At 70.9% G+C, this 19,434-nt stretch carries 17 protein-coding genes and 1 other RNA gene; 15 read left to right on the top strand and 3 right to left on the bottom strand.

What is annotated here, in order from left to right:
* Nucleotides 1-61 precede the first annotated feature (61 nt).
* On the bottom strand, nt 62-247 hold the full coding sequence (locus ACWGH4_RS12750; protein WP_441265455.1) for a hypothetical protein: 186 nt from the start codon (nt 245-247) through the stop codon (nt 62-64).
* 247 nt (nt 248-494) lie between these two features.
* On the opposite strand from ACWGH4_RS12750, the gene ftsE reads away from it, so the two are divergent.
* The 5 genes from ftsE (at nt 495) to ssrA (ending at nt 4,370) form a co-directional block, all read left to right on the top strand.
* The gene (gene ftsE / locus ACWGH4_RS12745; RefSeq protein ID WP_005316903.1) at nt 495-1,184 is read left to right on the top strand and encodes a cell division ATP-binding protein FtsE; all 690 of its coding nucleotides are present in this window, start codon (nt 495-497) and stop codon (nt 1,182-1,184) included.
* Nucleotides 1,185-1,216: 32 nt separating this feature from the next.
* Nucleotides 1,217-2,134 (top strand): permease-like cell division protein FtsX, encoded by a 918-nt coding sequence (gene ftsX / locus ACWGH4_RS12740; protein WP_159691532.1) that lies wholly within the window; start codon nt 1,217-1,219, stop codon nt 2,132-2,134.
* A gap of 67 nt (nt 2,135-2,201) precedes the next feature.
* Nucleotides 2,202-3,359 carry a S41 family peptidase gene (locus ACWGH4_RS12735; RefSeq protein WP_453459277.1) on the top strand — a complete coding sequence of 386 codons (1,158 nt, stop codon included), beginning with the start codon at nt 2,202-2,204 and terminating at the stop codon, nt 3,357-3,359.
* Between the two features lie 18 nt (nt 3,360-3,377).
* Nucleotides 3,378-3,857 (top strand): SsrA-binding protein SmpB, encoded by a 480-nt coding sequence (smpB, locus tag ACWGH4_RS12730; RefSeq protein ID WP_441265457.1) that lies wholly within the window; start codon nt 3,378-3,380, stop codon nt 3,855-3,857.
* 143 nt (nt 3,858-4,000) lie between these two features.
* Nucleotides 4,001-4,370, top strand: a transfer-messenger RNA (tmRNA) gene (gene ssrA / locus ACWGH4_RS12725).
* A gap of 27 nt (nt 4,371-4,397) precedes the next feature.
* Here ssrA and ACWGH4_RS12720 read toward each other — a convergent pair.
* The gene (locus ACWGH4_RS12720) at nt 4,398-5,744 is read right to left on the bottom strand and encodes an MFS transporter (protein ID WP_453459273.1); all 1,347 of its coding nucleotides are present in this window, start codon (nt 5,742-5,744) and stop codon (nt 4,398-4,400) included.
* Nucleotides 5,745-5,826: 82 nt separating this feature from the next.
* On the opposite strand from ACWGH4_RS12720, the gene ACWGH4_RS12715 reads away from it, so the two are divergent.
* The 6 genes from ACWGH4_RS12715 to ACWGH4_RS12690 all read left to right on the top strand — a co-directional run bounded on the left by ACWGH4_RS12715 (nt 5,827) and on the right by ACWGH4_RS12690 (nt 13,672).
* Nucleotides 5,827-6,792, top strand: coding sequence for a LysR family transcriptional regulator (locus tag ACWGH4_RS12715; protein ID WP_453459270.1), 966 nt, complete (start codon nt 5,827-5,829; stop codon nt 6,790-6,792).
* A 158-nt stretch (nt 6,793-6,950) separates the two neighbouring features.
* Nucleotides 6,951-7,607 (top strand): hypothetical protein, encoded by a 657-nt coding sequence (locus ACWGH4_RS12710; RefSeq protein WP_453459267.1) that lies wholly within the window; start codon nt 6,951-6,953, stop codon nt 7,605-7,607.
* A 69-nt stretch (nt 7,608-7,676) separates the two neighbouring features.
* A complete protein-coding gene (locus tag ACWGH4_RS12705; RefSeq protein WP_441265602.1) occupies nt 7,677-9,797 on the top strand; it encodes a glycosyltransferase in 2,121 nt (706 codons plus the stop codon).
* Nucleotides 9,794-10,927 (top strand): acyltransferase family protein, encoded by a 1,134-nt coding sequence (locus ACWGH4_RS12700; RefSeq protein WP_453459264.1) that lies wholly within the window; start codon nt 9,794-9,796, stop codon nt 10,925-10,927. The genes ACWGH4_RS12705 and ACWGH4_RS12700 overlap by 4 nt, the downstream gene beginning before the upstream one ends.
* Before the next feature lie 105 nt (nt 10,928-11,032).
* Nucleotides 11,033-12,397, top strand: coding sequence for an MFS transporter (locus ACWGH4_RS12695; RefSeq protein WP_441265462.1), 1,365 nt, complete (start codon nt 11,033-11,035; stop codon nt 12,395-12,397).
* A gap of 129 nt (nt 12,398-12,526) precedes the next feature.
* Nucleotides 12,527-13,672: a uroporphyrinogen-III synthase gene (locus ACWGH4_RS12690; protein WP_453459260.1), complete on the top strand. Its 1,146-nt coding sequence runs from the start codon at nt 12,527-12,529 to the stop codon at nt 13,670-13,672.
* Here ACWGH4_RS12690 and ACWGH4_RS12685 read toward each other — a convergent pair.
* Complete coding sequence (locus tag ACWGH4_RS12685) at nt 13,621-14,178, bottom strand: anthrone oxygenase family protein (protein WP_453459257.1); 558 nt, start codon at nt 14,176-14,178, stop codon at nt 13,621-13,623. The genes ACWGH4_RS12690 and ACWGH4_RS12685 overlap by 52 nt on opposite strands.
* A gap of 156 nt (nt 14,179-14,334) precedes the next feature.
* On the opposite strand from ACWGH4_RS12685, the gene ACWGH4_RS12680 reads away from it, so the two are divergent.
* The 4 genes from ACWGH4_RS12680 (at nt 14,335) to ACWGH4_RS12665 (ending at nt 19,065) form a co-directional block, all read left to right on the top strand.
* On the top strand, nt 14,335-14,946 hold the full coding sequence (locus tag ACWGH4_RS12680) for a CGNR zinc finger domain-containing protein (RefSeq protein ID WP_453459254.1): 612 nt from the start codon (nt 14,335-14,337) through the stop codon (nt 14,944-14,946).
* Between the two features lie 100 nt (nt 14,947-15,046).
* Nucleotides 15,047-15,634 carry a sigma-70 family RNA polymerase sigma factor gene (locus ACWGH4_RS12675; protein ID WP_005316925.1) on the top strand — a complete coding sequence of 196 codons (588 nt, stop codon included), beginning with the start codon at nt 15,047-15,049 and terminating at the stop codon, nt 15,632-15,634.
* Nucleotides 15,631-16,461 (top strand): zf-HC2 domain-containing protein, encoded by an 831-nt coding sequence (locus ACWGH4_RS12670; RefSeq protein ID WP_441265466.1) that lies wholly within the window; start codon nt 15,631-15,633, stop codon nt 16,459-16,461. Before ACWGH4_RS12675 ends, ACWGH4_RS12670 begins: the two co-directional genes overlap by 4 nt.
* A gap of 237 nt (nt 16,462-16,698) precedes the next feature.
* Nucleotides 16,699-19,065 (top strand): HelD family protein, encoded by a 2,367-nt coding sequence (locus ACWGH4_RS12665; RefSeq protein ID WP_453459251.1) that lies wholly within the window; start codon nt 16,699-16,701, stop codon nt 19,063-19,065.
* The last annotated feature ends 369 nt before the right edge of the window (nt 19,066-19,434 follow it).

The raw sequence follows: 19,434 nt of genomic DNA, 5'->3' as shown, positions 1-19,434 counted from the left end.
AGTGCTCAGCACTCCGGGCCCTTTTGCCGTTCTTCCGCTTCGGCCGACCGGCGGGGCGTGCCTAGACCGCCAGCAGGGCCACCGCGGCGACCAGCACCACCAGAAGGGCCAGCAGGGCCACCGGGCTCAGGCCGGCGAAGGGGCCGCCGCTCTGCTGCAGCCGCTCGCGATTCGCCCGGCACACCGGGCAGCGGCCCTCGGCGACAGGCGCCGCGCAGTTGGCGCACACCAATCGGTCATAGGTCATGCGCTCTCCTCTCCCGCGCCGGGGCCGCAGGCGCGGACCGCAAGCACATTTCTCTCCGGACAACGCCCGGGGAAACGCGACTGTTCCCCTACCACTGTGCCAGCTCCCGCGCTTTTCGTCGCGGCCCGCCGGATTTGCCCCCGATCGACGAACGGACAAAATGCGCAAGTCAGGACGGGGACTGCGCGGCCGTGGCGCAGTCGCGTAAGGTCACGCTCACCTACTCCCGGCCGACCGTGGTGCACCCGTGATCCGATTCGACAACGTCTCCAAGACATACCCCAGGCAGAACCGACCTGCTCTGCGGGACGTCTCCCTCGAAATCGAGAAGGGCGAGTTCGTCTTCCTCGTGGGCTCTTCCGGTTCGGGCAAGTCGACGTTCCTGCGGCTGGTCCTGCGTGAGGAGCGCGCCAGTCAGGGCATGGTCCATGTCCTGGGCAAGGACCTGGCCCGGCTCTCCAACTGGAAGGTGCCTCAGATGCGCCGCCAGCTGGGCACCGTTTTCCAGGACTTCCGCCTCCTGCCCAACAAGACCGTCGCGGAGAACGTGGCGTTCGCCCAGGAGGTCATCGGCAAGCCGCGTGGCGAGATCCGCAAGGCCGTGCCCCAGGTGCTCGACCTCGTCGGGCTCGGCGGCAAGGAGGACCGGATGCCCGGTGAGCTGTCCGGTGGTGAACAGCAGCGCGTGGCCATCGCCCGCGCCTTCGTCAACCGCCCCATGCTGCTCATCGCGGACGAGCCGACAGGAAACCTCGACCCGCAGACCTCTGTCGGCATCATGAAGCTGCTTGACAGGATCAACCGCACGGGCACCACGGTGATCATGGCGACCCACGACCAGAACATCGTCGACCAGATGCGCAAGCGCGTCATCGAGCTCGAGAAGGGCCGTCTCGTACGCGACCAGGCGCGCGGCGTCTACGGCTACCAGCACTGAGCCCGGACAGACTGAAAGGCTGAAAGCACGCCATGCGCGCCCAGTTCGTCATGTCGGAGATCGGCGTCGGTCTCCGCCGCAATCTCACGATGACCTTCGCGGTGATCGTCTCCGTAGCCCTCTCGCTCGCCCTGTTCGGCGGCGCGCTGCTCATGCGTGAGCAGGTCAGCACGATGAAGGACTTCTGGTACGACAAGGTCAACGTCTCCATCTTCCTCTGCAACAAGAACGACGCGTCGACCTCGCCCCAGTGCGCCAAGGGGGCCGTCACCACCGCGCAGAAGGAGCAGATCGAGGCCGATCTGAAGAAGATGGACGTCGTCGACGTGGTCCACCACGAGACTGCGGAACAGGCGTACAAGCACTACCGCGAGCAGTACGGCGACACTCCCATCGCGTCCACCATCACCCCGGACCAGATGCAGGAGTCGTTCCGGGTGAAGCTGGACGACCCGGAGAAGTACAAGGTGGTGGCGACCGCCTTCGCCGGCCGGGACGGGGTGCAGTCCGTCCAGGACCAGCGCAACATCCTGGAGAACCTCTTCTCCCTGATGAACGGCATGAACGTGGCCGCCATCTTCGTCATGGGCCTGATGCTGATCATCGCGCTGATGCTCATCGTCAACACCGTGCGCGTTTCCGCGTTCAGCCGTCGGCGTGAGACAGGCATCATGCGGCTCGTCGGCGCCTCGAGCTTCTACATCCAGATGCCGTTCATCATGGAGGCCGCGTTCGCGGGCCTGTTGGGTGGTGCGGTCGCCTCCGTGATGCTGCTGGTGGGCCGTTACTTCCTGATCGACCACGGCCTGGCGCTCTCCGAGAAGATGCAGCTGGTCAACTTCATCGGCTGGGACGCCGTGATCACCAAGTTGCCGCTGGTACTGGCGATCGGGCTGCTGATGCCCGCTGTGGCTGCTTTCGTCGCATTGCGCAAGTACCTGAAGGTGTGACAAGCACCCCGGGCGCCGTGCGGTCAACCTCCGTACGGCGCCCTTTGCTTGTCCTAGACTCGGCGACATGTCGGACCCCGAGCTCAGTCCCCGGCCCCACGGCATCCGCCGCGGGGCCGCGCTGACGTTGGCCTTCGGAGTCGTCCTCGCCACCGCGGCGGCCACCAACTGCCTGCCGCACGACGAGCCGGCCTCGCCCCGTCCGCTCTCCGCACATGCCGCCGCCGCGACGGTGGACCGTGAGGACGTCGCCCGCGCCGCCGCGAAGGCCGCGGCGGAAGGGAAGTCGGGCACCAAGGCGGCGGAAGAGGTCGTCAGCCGCAGCGGCGACCGCTGGGGCGCCGTCTACGACAAGCACGAGTACGAGGAGTTCGCCAAAGCCCTCGACGGGGAGTACACCGGCGTGGGCCTCGGCGCGAGACGCGCGGCGGACGGCCGGGTCGAGGTGGCCAGGGTGCAGCCGGGCAGCCCCGCCGAGCGGGCCGGGATAAAGCCCCGCGACCGGCTCCTCGCGATCGACGGCCGCGACACCGCCCGGCGGCCGGTCACCGAGGTCGTGGCCCTGCTCAGGGGCGCCGACGGCACCGCTGTGACGGTGGACCTGGAACGTGACGGGCACCGCTGGTCCGAGACCCTGACGCGCGCCCTGCTGACCACGGAGACGGTCACCGTGGACCGTCTCCCCGACGGCGCCGTGGTGATCAGGGTCTCCTCGTTCACCAAGGGCACCGGGGAGCGGGTGCGCAAGGCCGTGCGCGAGGCTCCCGCGGGCGCCGGGGTCCTGCTCGATCTGCGCGGCAACGAGGGCGGCCTCGTCTCCGAGGCGGTCACCGCGGCGTCGGCCTTCCTCGACGGGGGCCTCGTCGCCACCTACGACGTGCGCGGCGAGCAGCGCGCTCTCCATGCCGAGCAGGGCGGCGACACCGACCGGCCCGTCGTCACACTCGTCGACGCCGGCACCATGAGCGCCGCCGAGCTGGTCACCGGAGCACTCAAGGACCGTGGCCGTGCGGTCACGGTCGGCACGCGGACATTCGGCAAGGGCTCGGTGCAGATGCCGAGCAGGCTGCCCGACGGCTCCGTCGCCGAACTCACCGTCGGTCACTACCGCACTCCGTCCGGTCACAGTGTCGACGACAAGGGCATCACTCCCGACCTCGTGACGGCCGAGGGGGCAGAGAAAAGGGCCCGGACAGTATTGAGTGGCCTCGGGGGCGGGTCGTAGTGCGAAAATGTCCGCACTATGGCTAAGGAAACAGGGCGCAAACTGATCGCGCAGAACAAGAAGGCGCGGCACGACTACCACATTCTCGACACCTACGAGTGCGGTCTCGTGCTGATGGGTACCGAGGTGAAGTCGCTGCGCCAGGGCCGGGCATCGCTCGCGGACGGCTTCGTCCAGATCGACGGCAACGAGGCGTGGCTGCACAACGTCCACGTGCCGGAGTACAGCCAGGGCACCTGGACGAACCACAGCGCACGCCGCAAGCGCAAGCTGCTGATGCACCGGGAAGAGATCGACAAGCTGGAGTCGAAGTCGCAGGAGACGGGGCACACCATCGTGCCGCTGGCGCTGTACTTCAAGGACGGCCGGGCGAAGGTCGAGATCGCGCTGGCGAAGGGCAAGAAGGAGTACGACAAGCGCCAGACGCTGCGCGAGAAGCAGGACCGTCGCGAGGCCGACCGCGCGGTGTCCGCCGTCCGCCGGAGGCAGCGGGCCTAGCACGCGACCGGCACCGGCCGCGGCCGCGCGGAATAGGCTGGCACCGGCCTGTGTTGTTCACGTACGATGGCACCTGCCCCGCCAAGCAGGGGCCGGGCCCCGCAAGGGGCCTTGAGCGGTACAACTCAATAGTGGTCAAGCATGGGGATGATCGGTTTCGACAGCGGATGTCGAAGCAGGGGAAGCGTGTCGAGGAAGCGGCAATGATCTCGTAAACCATATGTCGCAACCAATAATCGCCAACACCAAGCGCGATTCCTTCGCCCTCGCTGCCTAAGTAGCGACTCGCGAAGTGTCAGCCCGGGGCTGTTCCCGACCCGGATCCTGGCATCAGCTAGGGAACTAAACCTACGAACCCGGTCACGGGGTGCGTAGGGAAATCAAACAGTGACTGAGCCCGTCGGAGACTTGTCCGCGTGATCTCCGGGGCTGAGAAAAGCGCAGCGGACTGCACACGGAGAAGCCCTGATTCTGCACCGTTGGACGCGGGTTCGATTCCCGCCATCTCCACTCATCCCATGTACGACGAAGGCTCGGCGGCTACGGCTTCCGGGCCTTTTTCGTGTCCTCAGCCGTCGCCCACGCCAGTACGAGCGCGAGCGCCGCGGCGCACACCGGGATCGCGTAGCCCTGAGCCGCACCCAGATGCTCCACCACGTACCCGCCGCTCGCCGAGCCGGCCGCGACGCCGCCGAGCAGAGCGGTGACAGCGAGGGTCATGCCTTCGTTGATCTGCGCCTGCGGGGTCAGCCGCTGGACCATGGTCATCGCCGTCACCATCGTCGGGGCCGTCGCCATCCCGGCGGCCAGCAGCGCCCCCGCCACCGCCGGCAGCGACCCGGTGCCCACGGCGGCGAGCAGCGGCAGCGACATCAGGGCCGTCATCGCGGCGAGGCAGGTGGGCAGGCCCGCCGCGCGGCGGGACCGGCCGTAGAGCAGGCCCGCGGCGCAGGACCCCGCCGCCTGGAACGCGAGGACCGGACCCGCGACCGGGCCGTCGGCGAAGGCGATGGTGACGACCTCCATCGAGCCGAAGACCGCGCCCGTGGCGAGGAGGACGAGAAGCAGCGCGGGCATGCCGGCGGTCCGCAGCGGCGAGCCGGCCGGGACCCGCGGGGCGACCGGCGGCTCCGTGGAGCGCCGGCTCGCGAAGATCAGCACGCCCGTCAGCAGCAGGACCGCGCCGACCAGCGTGCCTGCCTCCGGGAAGAGCGCGGAGCAGAGGAACGCGGCCACAACGGGGCCGAGCATGAAGCAGAGTTCGTCGGCGGCCTGCTCGAACGAGTTCGCCGTGTACAGTGCCGCCGCGTCGCCCCGGTACAGATGCGCCCAGCGGGCACGTGACATGCCGCCGGTGTTGGGGGTGGTGGCGGTGGCGGCGTAGGCGGCGAAGAGCGTCCAGTCGGGCGCGTCGAGGCGTACGCACAGCAGCAGGGCGAGCGATCCGAGGACCGCCAGGGCCGTGGCGGGGACGGCGATCCGCGCCTGTCCGTACCGGTCGACGAGCCGCGCCGTCCAGGGAGCGACCAGCGCGGTGGCGGCAAGGCCGGTCGCGGTGACGGCCCCGGCGAGGGCGTAGGAACCTCGGGACCCGGCGATCATGATGACGGCGCTGACGCTGAACATCCCCATGGGGAGCCGGGCGACGAGGTTCCCGGCGGTGAAGGCGCGTGTGCCCGGTACGGAGAACAGCCGCCGGTAGGGGCCCTGCGGCCGGCCGGTCGGGGCGAAGGCCGCCGTGGGCGAGCCGGTCCCGCGGCGCGGCGCGAGCACCAGCGAGTCGCCGGTGACCGCGAGCAGGGGCGCGCACGCCGTGTCCCCGGAGCGGGCGGGACGGGACGCGGGGGAGCGGGGCACGGCTGGAGAGGGCGTGGCTGGCCTGGGCATGGCTCCACCCTCGCCGCCGCCCCCGCGGCCGGTCCAACACCTGCTCGGTGGCCGTTCACGCACCTGTGTTGTTGAATGCGCTGTGCCCCGTGATCTGGAACCCAGGCTGCTCCGCGCGTTCGTCGCCGTCGCCGACGAGCTGCACTTCACCCGCGCCGCCGCCCGCCTCTACGTCGCCCAGCAGGCCCTGAGCCGTGACGTCCGACGGCTGGAAAGGGAGTTGGGCGTCGACCTGTTCGTCCGCACCACCCGGCAGGTCGCCCTCACGGCCGACGGCGAGCGGCTGGTTCCGTATGCGCGGAGGGTGCTCGAGACGCAGGACGAACTGCTCGCCGCCGCCTCCGGCGCCGCGCGGCCGCTGCTCGTCGACCTCAACAGCGCGGGCATGACCTCGGGCCGGATCCTGGAGCGCGCCCGTGAACTGGCCCCCGACTGCGAGCTGATGGCCCGATTCGAGAGCGGGCTCACCGGAGCCGCCGACGAGATCGCCGCTGGGCGTCTCGATGTCTCCTTCGGCCGCTTCGCCGGCCTGGACGCCGGCCGGCAGGCGCTGCTGGCCCAGCAGCCCGTACGGTACGAGCCGATGGCGGTCCTGTTGCCCGACGACCATCCGCTGGCCCCCTCCGACCGGATCGAGTTGAACGCACTCGCGGGTGAGACCGTATATGCCGGTGCGGGCAACCCCAGGACGCTGGAGTGGACGGAGCTGGCGCGGCTTCTCTTCGCGGGCCGCGGTATCGCCGTGGCGCCGCCGGCACCCATGGCCGTGGGGGTCGAGGAGTTCCGGCGGGTCATGGCGAAGACCCGCAACCCGGTCCTCGCGGTCGTGGGCTTTCCGGCCATGCCGGGGACGGTCCTTCGGCCGATAGTCGACCCCGTTCCGCTGTCGCCGCTGTCGATGGTCTGGCGTGCCGGGCTGCGGCATCCCGGTCTCGACGCGCTGCGGCGTGCGGCGGCCGAACTCGCCGCGCGCGAAGGGTGGCTGAAAAGGGTGCCCGGCGGGTGGTTGCCGGAACGTGATATGTCGCTGATGTGTGACAACCGCTGAGCGTGGCGCGCGACGTGCAGCAGGTTGCGCTACATTCATGGACCGGGTGAGTGAGTGGGATAGAAGCGCTCGGAGAGGGTTGGGGACCCGAATTCGAACGCGGCCGGCCGGTTGTGCGCGCACCCGATTCCAGTCAGTGGGGGGATGTGCCACCAGCCATGGAAAATTGGCAAGAAGACATCGGTACCGGTCACACGCACGAACCGCACGAGGTGACGATTCAACTCGACGGCCTCGGGCGGAAGTTGCGCGATCTTCCGGTGGAGCCGATCGCCCCCCAGGACAGCGCGGAGGGGCCCGTCTTCGTCGACGAGAGCGGCCGGCGCAGCAAGAAGTTCCGCCGTATCGGCTGGGTCCTGGCCGCCGCGTGCGCCGTCTACGCGATCACGCTCGTCGCCGCCCTCCTCGGCGGCAACTCCAGCGCGCCGTGGATGCCGGGCCTCGGTTCGGCCGGGGAGAAGCAGCCCGAGCACGTGGAGATCCAGCCCGCGCCCACCGACCTCGTGTCCACGGTGCCCACGCCGAACGCCCCACCGGGCGTCCCGGCCCCCTCCGACTCCGCCGGGGCGGCCCTGCCGGTGCCGTCGGGCAGCGCGGGCGTCAGCAGCCCGCTGCCTGACGTGCCGCCGTCCGTCTCGACGTCCACCACCCCTCAGCAGCCGTCCCGCGGGCCGGGTACCACCGGCCCGGCCGCGAGCCCCGGCACACCCCGCAACAGCGCTCCGGCCCCGGCCGTCAGCCCTCCCACGGGCCCCGGTACCTCCGCGGCGCCCAGTGATACTCCCGGACAGCCCGTGCAAGAAGGCGCACTGTAGATGACCATCCCCGTCCCAGGGGCTCCGCGACGGCGGAGCCCCAAGCGCGTCGTACGCCGCAGACTGCCCATGCGCTATCTGCTTCCCGTGCTCTTCCTCGTCGCGCTGCTCGCGATGCTGATGCTGCGCGGCTATGTGCACAGCGAGATCCTCGCCGACCACCGCGTCCGGCCCCCGGCCCCCACGGACCAGGTCCCCCAGCACATACTCGACGGCGGCCCCGTCATCGACGCGCGCGACAAGCACAACCCCAAGGCGCTCAGCGTGCCCGACCAGCGGCTCGTGCTGACCTTCGACGACGGCCCGGACCCCGTCTGGACGCCGAAGGTCCTCGACGCCCTCGCCCGGTACGACGCGCATGCCGTCTTCTTCGTCACCGGCACCATGGCCTCGCGCCACCCGGACCTGGTCGAACGCATGGTGCGCGAAGGTCACGAGATCGGCCTGCACACCTTCAACCACCCGGACCTGTCCTTCCAGTCCACCGACCGCATCGACTGGGAGCTGTCGCAGAACCAGCTGGCGCTCGCCGGCGCCGCGGGCATCCGCACCTCTCTGTTCCGTCCCCCGTACTCCTCCTTCTCCGACGCCCTCGACAACGAGTCCTGGCCGGTCACCCAGTACATCGGCACCCGCGGCTACATCACCGCCTTCAACAACACCGACTCCGAGGACTGGAAGCGCCCCGGCGTCGACGCGATCATCAAGCGCGCCACCCCCGAGGGCACCCAGGGATCCATCGTGCTGATGCACGACTCCGGCGGCGACCGCTCCCAGACGGTCGCGGCCCTGGAGCGCTTCCTGCCCGACATGAAGGAACGCGGCTACCGGTTCACCAACCTCACGGAGGCGCTCGGCGTGCCCAGCGCCCACAGCCCGGTCACCGGACCGGAACTGTGGAAGGGCAAGGCCTTCGTCGGCGCCGTCGCCGTCTCGGAGAACACCACGGAGGTCATGGTCGTCGGGCTCGCCGTGATCGGCGTGCTGGTCTTCGCCCGCTTCGGGCTGATGCTGATCCTCTCCTTCGCGCACGCCCGCAAGGTGCGCCGGAAGGGATTCAGCTGGGGGCCTCCCATCACCCGGCCGGTGTCCGTGCTGGTCCCCGCGTACAACGAACGCGAGTGCATCGCCAACACGGTCCGCTCGCTCATGGCGAGCGACCACCCCCTCGAGGTCATCGTCATCGACGACGGCTCCAGCGACGGCACCGCCGACATCGTCGAGGCGATGGGCCTGCGCGGCGTCCGCGTCGTACGGCAGCCCAACTCGGGCAAGCCCGCCGCCCTCAACAACGGCATCAGGAACGCCCGCTACGAGATCGTCGTCATGATGGACGGCGACACCGTCTTCGAGCCGTCCACCGTCCGCGAACTCGTGCAGCCCTTCGGTGACCCCCGCGTCGGCGCGGTGGCCGGCAATGCCAAGGTCGGCAACCGCGACACCCTCATCGGGGCCTGGCAGCACATCGAGTACGTGATGGGCTTCAACCTCGACCGCCGCATGTACGACCTGCTCGGCTGCATGCCCACCATCCCCGGCGCCGTCGGAGCCTTCCGCCGCACCGCGCTCGAGCGCGTCGGCGGCATGAGCGAGGACACCCTCGCCGAGGACACCGACATCACCATGGCCATGCACCGCGACGGCTGGAGGGTCGTCTACGCGGAGAAGGCACGCGCCTGGACCGAGGCCCCCGAGTCCGTGCAGCAGCTGTGGTCCCAGCGCTACCGCTGGAGCTACGGCACCATGCAGGCCATCTGGAAGCACCGCCGTGCCCTCGTCGAGAAGGGGCCCTCCGGCCGCTTCGGCCGGGTCGGCCTGCCCCTGGTCTCCCTGTTCATGGTGCTCGCCCCGCTGCTCGCGCCGCTGATCGACGTCTTCCTGCTGTACGGGCTGGTCTTCGGCCCGACGCAGAAGACCATCGCCGCCTGGCTCGGCGTACTCGCGATCCAGGCGGTCTGCGCCGCCTACGCCTTCCGGCTCGACAAGGAACGCATGGTCCACCTCGTCTCCCTGCCGCTGCAGCAGATCCTCTACCGCCAGCTGATGTACGTGGTCCTCCTCCAGTCCTGGATCACCGCGCTCACCGGCGGCCGGCTGCGCTGGCAGAAACTGCGGCGCACCGGGGCCGTCGAGGCACCCGGAGTCGTCCAGCAGCGGCAGCGCGCCGGGGAGCGGAGGCCCGTCGCATGACCCCGTACACCTCACCGCAGACGGCGCCGCCGCAGTCGGGGGGCACGTCCCCGGTGCCCGCGGGCGGCCGGGACCGCTACTTCGACCTGCTCCGGGCGCTCGCCCTGTTCCGGGTCGTGCTCTACCACCTGGTGGGCTGGGCCTGGCTGCCGCTCGTCTTCCCGTCCATGGGCGTGATGTTCGCCCTCGCCGGGTCACTGATGGCACGCTCCCTCGCCCGGCCGGCGTTCCAGGTGATCCGCAGCAGGGTACGGCGGCTGCTGCCGCCGCTGTGGGTGCTGGGAGCCGCGGCGGTCACCGCGATGATCGTCGAGGGATGGCGCCCCGGACCCTCCGCGGTCTTCTGGCTCCTGCCCTTGAGTGACCCGCCGTTCCTCGCCGCCGGGTGGGCCGGCGACCTGGCCGAGCCGCTCTGGTACCTGCGCGCCTATCTGTGGTTCGTGCTCCTGTCGCCGCTGCTGCTGCGCTGCCTGCGCAAGCTGCCGTGGGCGACCCTCGCCGCGCCGCTCGCCCTGTCCTTCGGGCTGGCCGCCGGGTACCTCTCCATGCCGGAACGCATCGACTCGGCGCTCACCGACTTCACCACCTTCGGCGCCTGCTGGATCCTCGGCATGGCCCGCCAGGAGGGCGTCCTGGCCCGCCTGCCGCGCTACCTCGTGCCTTCCGTCGCGCCGTTCGTCATGCTGGCCGGTATCTGGTGGGCCCGCCGCAACGGCTTCGGCTCGGGAGCCGAGCTCGACGGCATCCCGCCGGCCGACGCCCTCTGGTCGCTCGGCGCGGTGATGCTGCTGCTGCACTTCAGTCCGTCGTGGGAGTCGTGGCCGCCGAAGCTGCGGCAATGGGACAGCCTGATCACCCTCCTCAACGCGCGGGCGGTGACCGTCTACCTCTGGCACAACGTGTGCATCCTGGGCGCGGCGGCGCTGTGGGACGCCATGTGGGACGTCGACCTCCTCGCGGAGCAGGCCCCCTGGCTGCTGGAGAGCTGGGTACCGGTGCTGCTGCTCGCCTGGGCGCTGATCGCGGGGTGCGTCCTGGTCTTCGGCTGGGCCGAGGACCTCGCCGCCAAGCGCCGTCCGCGGCTGTGGCCCAACGGAGAGCCACGGCGGCGCCGCTCACACACGGCCTGACCGACGGGTGAGAGCAAGGTTTCGCGCCGGTCACCTCCAGGCACCGGCCTGAAACCCGCCGTCCATAACGTCGCTTCCACGATCGGAAACAGGTGGAGGCGCGTGATGGCAGGCCGATGGATCGAAGAGTGGGACCCCGAGGACGAGACCTTCTGGCGGACCAAGGGGGAGCGGGTCGCACGGCGCAACCTCGCCTTCTCCGTGCTCAGTGAGCACATCGGGTTCTCCATCTGGAGCCTGTGGTCGGTGATGGTCCTCTTCATGGGGCCCGAGTACGGGGTCGACCCCGCCGGCAAGTTCTTCCTGATCGCCACGGCGACCGTCGTCGGCGCGGTGATCCGGGTGCCGTACACGTTCGCCGTCGCCAAATTCGGCGGCCGGAACTGGACGATCTTCAGCGCCCTGTTGCTGCTGCTCCCCACCGCCGCGGCGTACCTGGTGATGGAGCCGGGCACCTCGTACACGACGTTCCTCGCCGTCGCCGCCCTCACGGGTGTCGGCGGGGGCAACTTCGCCTCGTCGATGACGAACATCAACGCCTTCTTCCCGCTGCGCAAGAAGGGCTGGGCGCTCGGCCTCAACGCGGGCGGCGGCAACATCGGCGTTCCGGTCATCCAGCTGGTCGCGCTGCTGATCATCGGTACGGCCGGCGCGGCGCACCCGCGGCTGGTGCTCGGCATCTACCTGCCGCTGATCATCCTCGCCGCGCTGTGCGCCGCGCTGTGGATGGACAACCTCGCCCCGGTGAAGAACGACACCGGCGCGGCGATCGACGCGGCCAAGGACGGCCACACCTGGATCATGGCCTTCCTCTACGTCGGCACCTTCGGCTCGTTCATCGGCTACAGCTTCGCCTTCGGCCTCGTGCTGCAGACCCAGTTCGGCCGCACCCCGCTCCAGGCGGCCTCCCTGACCTTCATCGGCCCGCTGCTCGGCTCCCTGATCCGGCCGCTGGGCGGTGCGCTCGCCGACCGCTTCGGCGGGGCGCGCATCACGCTGTGGAACTTCGTGGGCATGGCCGCCGCGACCGCCGTGGTCATCGCCGCCTCGGTGCAGCAGTCCCTCGCCGTGTTCCTCGTCGGATTCATCTCCCTGTTCGTGCTCAGCGGCCTCGGCAACGGCTCGACGTACAAGATGATCCCCGGCATCTTCCAGAACAAGGCGCTCGCCAAGGGCATGACCGGGGAGACCGCGGCCGCCTACGGGCGCCGGCTCTCCGGAGCCTCGATGGGACTCATCGGCGCGGTCGGCGCCGTCGGCGGGCTCGCCATCAACCTCGCCTTCCGGCAGTCGTTCCAGACCGCGGGCACCGGAACCGCCGCCTTCGTCTCCTTCCTCGCCTTCTACGCGGTCTGCTCGGTCGTCACCTGGGCGGTATACCTTCGCCGGCCCGTCGTGGTGCCGGTCCGCGACGGGCAGACGGGGACGGAGGCCGAAGCGGGCGCCGAACCGGTCTACGCCCGGGTCTGAGCGAGCGGAGTACGTAACGACGGTGAAATATGAGCGAACCGGGCCTGTCACGCGCCTTTGACAGGCTCGGTCGCCCGTTCACCGTTCAATGGCACCGGCCATCAGGGCACTCCAGTGGGGACGACCGAGATGCACGACCAAGGCCAACCGCACGGCCCCCTCGCGGGCTTCACCGTCGGCGTGACCGCCGCCAGGCGGGCCGACGAGCTCGGCGCGCTGCTCCAGCGGCGGGGCGCCACCGTCCTGCACGCCCCCGCGCTGCGCATCGTTCCGCTCGCCGACGACACGGAGCTCCTCGCCGCCACCAAGGAACTGATCGACCACACGCCCGACGTGGTCGTCGCCACCACCGCCATCGGCTTCCGCGGCTGGGTGGAGGCGGCCGACGGATGGGGGCTGGGGGAGCAGCTGCTGGGCCGGCTGCGCGGCGCCGAACTGCTGGCCCGAGGCCCCAAGGTCAAGGGCGCCATCCGCGCGGCGGGTCTCACCGAGGAGTGGTCGCCGGTCTCCGAGTCCATGGCGGAGGTACTGGACCGGCTGCTCGGTGAGGGAGTGGCGGGCCGCCGGGTCGCGCTCCAGCTGCACGGTGAGCCGCTGCCCGGGTTCGTCGAATCGCTGCGCGCGGCGGGAGCGGACGTCGTCCTCGTACCCGTCTACCGCTGGATGCCGCCGGAGGACCTCGCCCCGCTCGACCGGCTGCTGGACGCGGCCGTCTCCCGCGGCCTGGACGCCGTCACCTTCACCAGCGCCCCGGCCGCCGCGTCGCTCCTGAACCGTGCGGAGTCCCGCGGTCTGCTGACCGACCTCCTGGCCGCCCTGGACCACGACGTCCTCGCGGCCTGCGTCGGGCCGGTCACGGCGGTGCCGCTGCAGGCGGCCGGCGTCCCGACGGTGCAGCCGGAGCGGTTCAGACTCGGCCCGCTGGTGCAACTGCTCGGTCTCGAGCTGCCTGCCCGCGCCCGTACGTTCCCGGTCGCGGGCCGCCGCCTCGAGATCCGTGGTCACGCCGTCCTCGTCGACGACGAACTGCGCCCGGTGCCGCCCGCCGGGATGGCCCTGATGAGGGCCCTGTCGGAACGGCCGGGCTGGGTCGTCGCCCGCTCCGACCTGCTGCGCGCCCTGCCGGGCGCCGGCCGGGACGAGCACGCGGTGGAGACGGCCATGGCCCGGCTGCGCACGGCACTGGGCACCCCCAAGATCATTCAGACCGTCGTCAAACGCGGCTACCGGCTGGCCCTGGACCCGGCGTCCGACGCCAAGTACGCCGACGCCTGACCCGCCTGGTCGGGGCGTGCCGTGCGCGGCAGCGACGTGGCACGCCACAGGCACAGCAGGGCCGCCGTGGTGAGCACGGTGCGCACCGTGTTCCAGAGCACCCACGGGTCCTCGAAGGCCTCCCGTACGGCGGCCGGGTCGGCGATGGCGTCCGGGGCGCCCGCGGCGGCGAGTTCGTTGTTGAGCGGCACGTTCGCCGCGGACGTCACCACGAACACCAGGACGTAGAGGACCAGCGCGGCGGTCACCCAACGGCCCCTGGGCGTACGCCGCTGCTGCCACGCCGAGACGGCCGAGAGGACGAGCGCGCCGAAGAGCGCGGCGAAGAAGGCCGGGTTCTCGATCACCTCGTTGATGTTCTGCATGACCTCGACGTAGGTCCGGTCGTCGCTGCGGCCGAGCGCCGGCATCACCGAGACCGTGAACGCGAACCAGACGCCCGCGATGAGCCCGGTCGTCACGGTCGCCGCCGCGAGGACCGCTCCTGCACCCCTGTTCTGTGTCATGGGACCAGTCAACCGGCCTGTCCTCGTACGGGACATGGGCGAGCGTCGCATTCCCATGTCCGTGCGTCCACGTCTCGATGAGGGCTTCCGGCCGCACCGTCGGGCAGGCACTCTGGTGGGGACACCCGACGGTGATCCCGAGGCGGTGACAGGCGCATGACAGCGGTGGGCGCGGGTCCGTACCCGTCCCAATGGCGATTCGACTCCGGGCGCGTCTGCCTGGACCTGGTGGCGACGGCGCAGGAGCCGGACCGCCGGGCCGGCGGCGCCGAACCGCTCGCGGACACCGGGAGACTGGCACGCTGGCTCGTCGGCGCCGGTCTTGTCCCCGCCGGGACGCCGCTGCACGGGGTCGACGGCACCTGGGTGGCACGTTTCGTCGAACTGCGCGACTGCATAGACCGTTTGGTGCGCACCGGACCGGACGAAGGCAGCGTGGACGACGCCCTCCAGATCCTCAACGCCCGTGCACAGAACGCGCCTCCGGGCATCAGGGCCGTGAAGGGCGGCAAAGGCACGCTGGTACGGGCGCTGTGCGCCGCCCCGGAGTGCGCGGCCCTGCTCGCTCTCGTCGCCCGCGACGCGGTGGAGCTCCTCACCGATCCCGTCGCCCGCTCGCGGCTGCGGCAGTGCGAGGGCGACAACTGCCGCCGCGTCTATCTGGACACCTCACGGGGCAGGCGGCGTCGCTGGTGCTCGAGCGAAGTGTGCGGAAACCGCGAGCGGGTGGCGAGACACCGCAGGAAGGCCTCCGTCAAAGAATCTTGAAATTTCTTCGGCCGGCGTTGAGTGAACCTCCCGCTGTCCCCGTAGTGAAGAGGGACAAGCAGCCAGCCGTGAAAAACAGGGTCTCGACCGGGAGGTTCAGGTGCGCAAGGATGCCGCCGTGGCCGATGACCGTCCGCAACGGGCCCGCCATCGCAGTGAGAAGCCACGTATCGACACCTCCGTGCCCGACGAGGAGTTGATGCGTGCCCTCTACCGTGAACACGCAGGACCGTTGCTCGCCTATGTACTGCGCCTCGTCGCCGGCGACCGCCAGCGCGCCGAGGACGTCGTACAGGAGACGCTCATCCGTGCCTGGAAGAACGCCGGCCAGCTCAACCGGGCGACCGGCTCTGTCCGACCCTGGCTGGTGACGGTCGCCCGGCGCATCGTCATCGACGGTCACCGCAGCCGGCAGGCCCGGCCGCAGGAGGTCGACCCGTCGCCGCTGGAGGTCATGCCCGCGGAGGACGAGATCGACAAGGCGTTGTGGCTGATGACGCTCTCGGATGCACTCGATGATTTGACGCCCGCCCACAGGGAAGTTCTTGTCGAGACGTATTTCAAGGGGCGTACGGTCAATGAAGCGGCCGAAACGCTCGGCATACCCAGCGGGACCGTGCGGTCCCGTGTGTTCTACGCGCTCCGTTCCATGAAGCTCGCTCTGGAGGAGAGGGGGGTCTCGGCATGACCATGTACGAGCAGGAGTCCGTACACGACGCGGTGGGCGCATATGTGCTCGGCGTGCTCGACGAAGCGGACGCCTCCGCCTTCGAGGCGCATCTGGCGGGATGCGACATCTGTGCCGCCCACCTCGAGGAGTTCTCGGGGATGGAGCCGATGCTCGCGATGCTGGCGGAGGCGCCCGCCCCCGCACCGCCGCAGAGCAACGTCTACAGCCTGCCCGGGATGCCGGGCATGTCCGACTTCCCGCCGCCCCGTGCCGTCCCCGTGGTGCCCACCTCCCCGAGCCCCAAGGTCCTCGACGGGCTGCTCAACGAGGTCGCCGTCAAGCGCGCCCACAAGCGCCGGCGCGGCATGTACCTGCTCGCGGCGGCCGCGGCGCTGATCATCGGCGGCCCCGCAGTCGCCGTGGTCGTCACCGCCGACGACACCGGCAGCACCGTGGCGGGCGCCGACCCGCACCCCACCAGCCCGGCCGAGGACGCCTTCTTCAACCACATGGAGGAGAAGGTCCGGGCCACGGACGCGACCACCAAGGTCAGCGCCGTCGTCGGCATGGAGAAGAAGGGCTGGGGCACCCACGCCGTCCTGGAGCTGAAGAACGTCAAGGGACCCCTGAAGTGCAACCTCATCGCCGTCTCCAAGACCGGTGAGGAGGAGGTCGTCACCTCCTGGGCCGTGCCGAAGTGGGGCTACGGAATCCCCGACAGCCCCCACAAGGACGCCAAGAACCCTCTGTACGTCCACGGCGGCTCCGCGATGGACCCGGGCGACATCGACCACTTCGAGGTCCGCACGTTCGACGGGCAACGGCTGGTGGAGGTCGACGCCTAGCCGGCGGCCGTCCCACCGTCGGCCGGGGAGCTGTGCGGCCCCCGGCCGCATCCGCATGTCCACGTCCCCTCGGCACCCCAGCGGCCTTCCGCGGCGCTTCGGCGTGTCCGGCCTTCCACGGGCCGCCGCCTCTCGTGGGCCTTCGCGCCCGCTCCCCCACGGCCGGGGCAGGTGCAATAACCTGCCCACTTGCCGTACGGTTGACGGCTGCCCAGTGCACGTCAGAAGGGGGCCTCGGTGGCCGCGCAGGATGCCGCTGTCGGATCCGTGGTCGGCTCCGCCGCCGACACGGTGAGAGACCGTGAGATCGGTGTCGAACAGGAACATCTCGACCAGGTGTACCGGCGACTCGAGGAGAAGATCCACGAGGCCGAGTTCCTGATGAACGACGCCGCCAAGCGAGGACAGGTCGGCACCCCCGGCGCCCTCGCCGAGCGGGACGCCCAGGTCTTCCGGGCCGGCGTCCACCTCAACCGCCTCAACAACGAATTCGAGGACTTCCTCTTCGGCCGGATCGACCTGCTCCACGGCAAGGACGGCAAGAAGGGCCCCGACGGCGCCTTCACCTCCGTCGAGCCGGCGGACGACGCCGTACGCCCCGACAACACGGCCGAGATCGGCGAGACCCTGCACATCGGCCGGATCGGCGTGCTCGACTCCGACTACGCCCCGCTCGTGATCGACTGGCGCGCCCCGGCCGCGGCACCCTTCTACCGCTCCACCCCGGTCGACCCCGGCCGTGTCGTGCGCCGCCGGGTCATCCGCTCCAAGGGCCGCAAGGTCCTCGGCGTCGAGGACGACCTGATGCGCCCGGAGCTGACCGCCACGCTGAACGGACAGACACTGCCCGTCGTCGGCGACGGCGCCCTGATGGCGGCGCTCGGCCAGGCCCGCAGCCACACCATGCGGGACATCGTCGCGTCCATCCAGGCCGAGCAGGACCTGGTCATCCGCGCCCCCGCCGCGTCCGTGACATACGTGGAGGGCGGCCCCGGCACCGGCAAGACGGCGGTGGCGCTCCACCGGGCCGCCTACCTGCTCTACCAGGACCGGCGCCGGTACGCCGGCGGCATCCTCATCGTCTCCCCGACGCCGCTGCTCGTCGCCTACACCGAGGGCGTGCTGCCGTCCCTGGGCGAGGAGGGCCAGGTCGCGATCCGCGCCGTCGGCTCCCTGGTCGACGGCGCTGAGGCGACGGTGTACGACGAACCTGCCGTCGCCCGCATCAAGGGCTCCTCCCGGATGCTGAAGGTGCTGCGCAACGCCGCGCGAGGCGCGCTCGAGACGCCGGACGCCGCACCGCGCAACGGACAGCTCGCCCTGGGCGAGGAGCCGGCGGCCGCGCCGGGCACTCCCTCGCGGCTGCGCGTCGTGGCCTTCGGCCGGCGGCTCGAGCTGGAGGCCGACGAGCTCCGCCGCATCCGCCACAACGTGCTCGGCGGAAGCGCTCCCGTCAACCTGCTGCGCCCGCGGGCCAGACGGCTGCTCCTCGACGCGCTGTACGCCAGGTCGGGCGCCGCCGGCCGCCACCCGGGCGACCCGGAGCTGGCCGCCGAGCTGCGGTCCTCCTTCGACGAGGACGTGACCGGCGAGGACAGCTTCATCGCGTTCCTGGACGCCTGGTGGCCCGAACTGACCCCCCGCGCGGTGCTCGCCGCGATGGGCGACGAGCGCCGCCTCGGCCGCTGGGCACGCCGGGTGCTCAACCCCGGCGAGGTGCGCAAGCTGGCCCGCTCCCTGCGGCGCGACGCCCTTTCCGTGCACGACGTGGCACTCCTCGACGAGCTGAGCACCCTGCTCGGCACGCCCGCCCGTCCGCGTAAGCGGCGCGAGCTCGATCCTCTGGACCAGCTCACCGGCCTGGAGGAGCTGATGCCGCAGCGCGAGGAGACACAGCGCGAGCGGGCCGAGCGGCTGGCGGCCGAGCGCACCGAGTACGCGCACGTCATCGTCGACGAGGCGCAGGACCTCACGCCCATGCAGTGGCGGATGGTCGGCCGCCGCGGCCGGCACGCCACCTGGACGGTCGTCGGCGACCCGGCCCAGTCGTCCTGGTCATCGCCGGAAGAGGCGGCAGAGGCACGTGACGAGGCGCTGGGCAGCCGCCCGCGCCGCCGCTTCGAGCTGACCGTGAACTACCGCAACCCGGCCGAGATCGCCGAGCTGGCCGCCACGGTGCTCCGGCTGGCGATGCCGGGCATGCGCTCGCCCTCCGCCGTCCGCTCCACGGGAGTGCGGCCGCGCTTCGCGGTCGTACCGGACGGCGGCGAGCTCGCCGAGTCCGTACGGGCGGAGGCGGAGCGGCTGCTGGAGCAGGTGGAGGGCACCGTCGGCGTCGTCGTCGCCATGAACCGCCGGGAGCAGGCCGCCCGCTGGCTGGCCGGCCTGGGCGAGCGGGTCGTGGCCCTCGGCTCACTGGAGGCGAAGGGCCTGGAGTACGACGCGACGGTCGTGGTCTCCCCGGCGGAGATCGCCGACGAGAGCCCGGCCGGTCTGCGGGTGCTGTACGTGGCGCTCACCCGGGCCACGCAGCAGCTCACGGTGGTCTCCGGCCGCCGTGACCAGCCGGACGCGCAGGGCGTGCCGGAGCTGCTGCGGGACTGAGCGGGCGGCCCTGACGGCTGCGGTTCCCGCGGCTGGCGCGGCCCCGTCCAGAGGCCTCCGGCGGGCCGTGCCGGGCCCTGTCCGGATGCTCCGGGCGGGTGCCGACGGGCGCTGTCACGGTGCTCCGGCGGGTGCCGCCCGGCGCTGTCCCGGGCCGCTGCCGAAGTCGGCCCGCGATGCGGGAATCACTTCCCGGGGAGGTGCGTTAGCCTGGGTACGGCACCGGCTCGATCCAAGCCCCCGGGCCCAACCTTCGTCCCTTAGAGGGACCACTTGCCGCGAGGCGAGCATGGCGGGTCGGTGCCACCTACTTACGCGGAGAAGGCCCGCGGCCCCAGGCCCCGGGTCGCGGGGCGGGTGACTTTACGG

The organism is Streptomyces sp. NPDC054847, assembly GCF_053610925.1.
Note: the sequence above shows the minus strand (reverse complement) of the source record. Positions and strands in the feature narration are given on the sequence as shown.

Excerpts from the sequence above, each read along its gene's own strand:
- ACWGH4_RS12750 (WP_441265455.1), bottom strand. The coding sequence starts at position 247 with ATGACCTATGACCGATTGGTGTGCGCCAACTGCGCGGCGCCTGTCGCC.
- ftsX (WP_159691532.1), top strand. The coding sequence starts at position 1,217 with ATGCGCGCCCAGTTCGTCATGTCGGAGATCGGCGTCGGTCTCCGCCGC.
- ACWGH4_RS12735 (WP_453459277.1), top strand. The coding sequence starts at position 2,202 with ATGTCGGACCCCGAGCTCAGTCCCCGGCCCCACGGCATCCGCCGCGGG.
- smpB (WP_441265457.1), top strand. The coding sequence starts at position 3,378 with ATGGCTAAGGAAACAGGGCGCAAACTGATCGCGCAGAACAAGAAGGCG.
- ACWGH4_RS12720 (WP_453459273.1), bottom strand. The coding sequence starts at position 5,744 with ATGCCCAGGCCAGCCACGCCCTCTCCAGCCGTGCCCCGCTCCCCCGCG.
- ACWGH4_RS12710 (WP_453459267.1), top strand. The coding sequence starts at position 6,951 with ATGGAAAATTGGCAAGAAGACATCGGTACCGGTCACACGCACGAACCG.
- ACWGH4_RS12705 (WP_441265602.1), top strand. The coding sequence starts at position 7,677 with ATGCGCTATCTGCTTCCCGTGCTCTTCCTCGTCGCGCTGCTCGCGATG.
- ACWGH4_RS12700 (WP_453459264.1), top strand. The coding sequence starts at position 9,794 with ATGACCCCGTACACCTCACCGCAGACGGCGCCGCCGCAGTCGGGGGGC.
- ACWGH4_RS12695 (WP_441265462.1), top strand. The coding sequence starts at position 11,033 with ATGGCAGGCCGATGGATCGAAGAGTGGGACCCCGAGGACGAGACCTTC.
- ACWGH4_RS12690 (WP_453459260.1), top strand. The coding sequence starts at position 12,527 with ATGCACGACCAAGGCCAACCGCACGGCCCCCTCGCGGGCTTCACCGTC.
- ACWGH4_RS12685 (WP_453459257.1), bottom strand. The coding sequence starts at position 14,178 with ATGACACAGAACAGGGGTGCAGGAGCGGTCCTCGCGGCGGCGACCGTG.
- ACWGH4_RS12680 (WP_453459254.1), top strand. The coding sequence starts at position 14,335 with ATGACAGCGGTGGGCGCGGGTCCGTACCCGTCCCAATGGCGATTCGAC.
- ACWGH4_RS12670 (WP_441265466.1), top strand. The coding sequence starts at position 15,631 with ATGACCATGTACGAGCAGGAGTCCGTACACGACGCGGTGGGCGCATAT.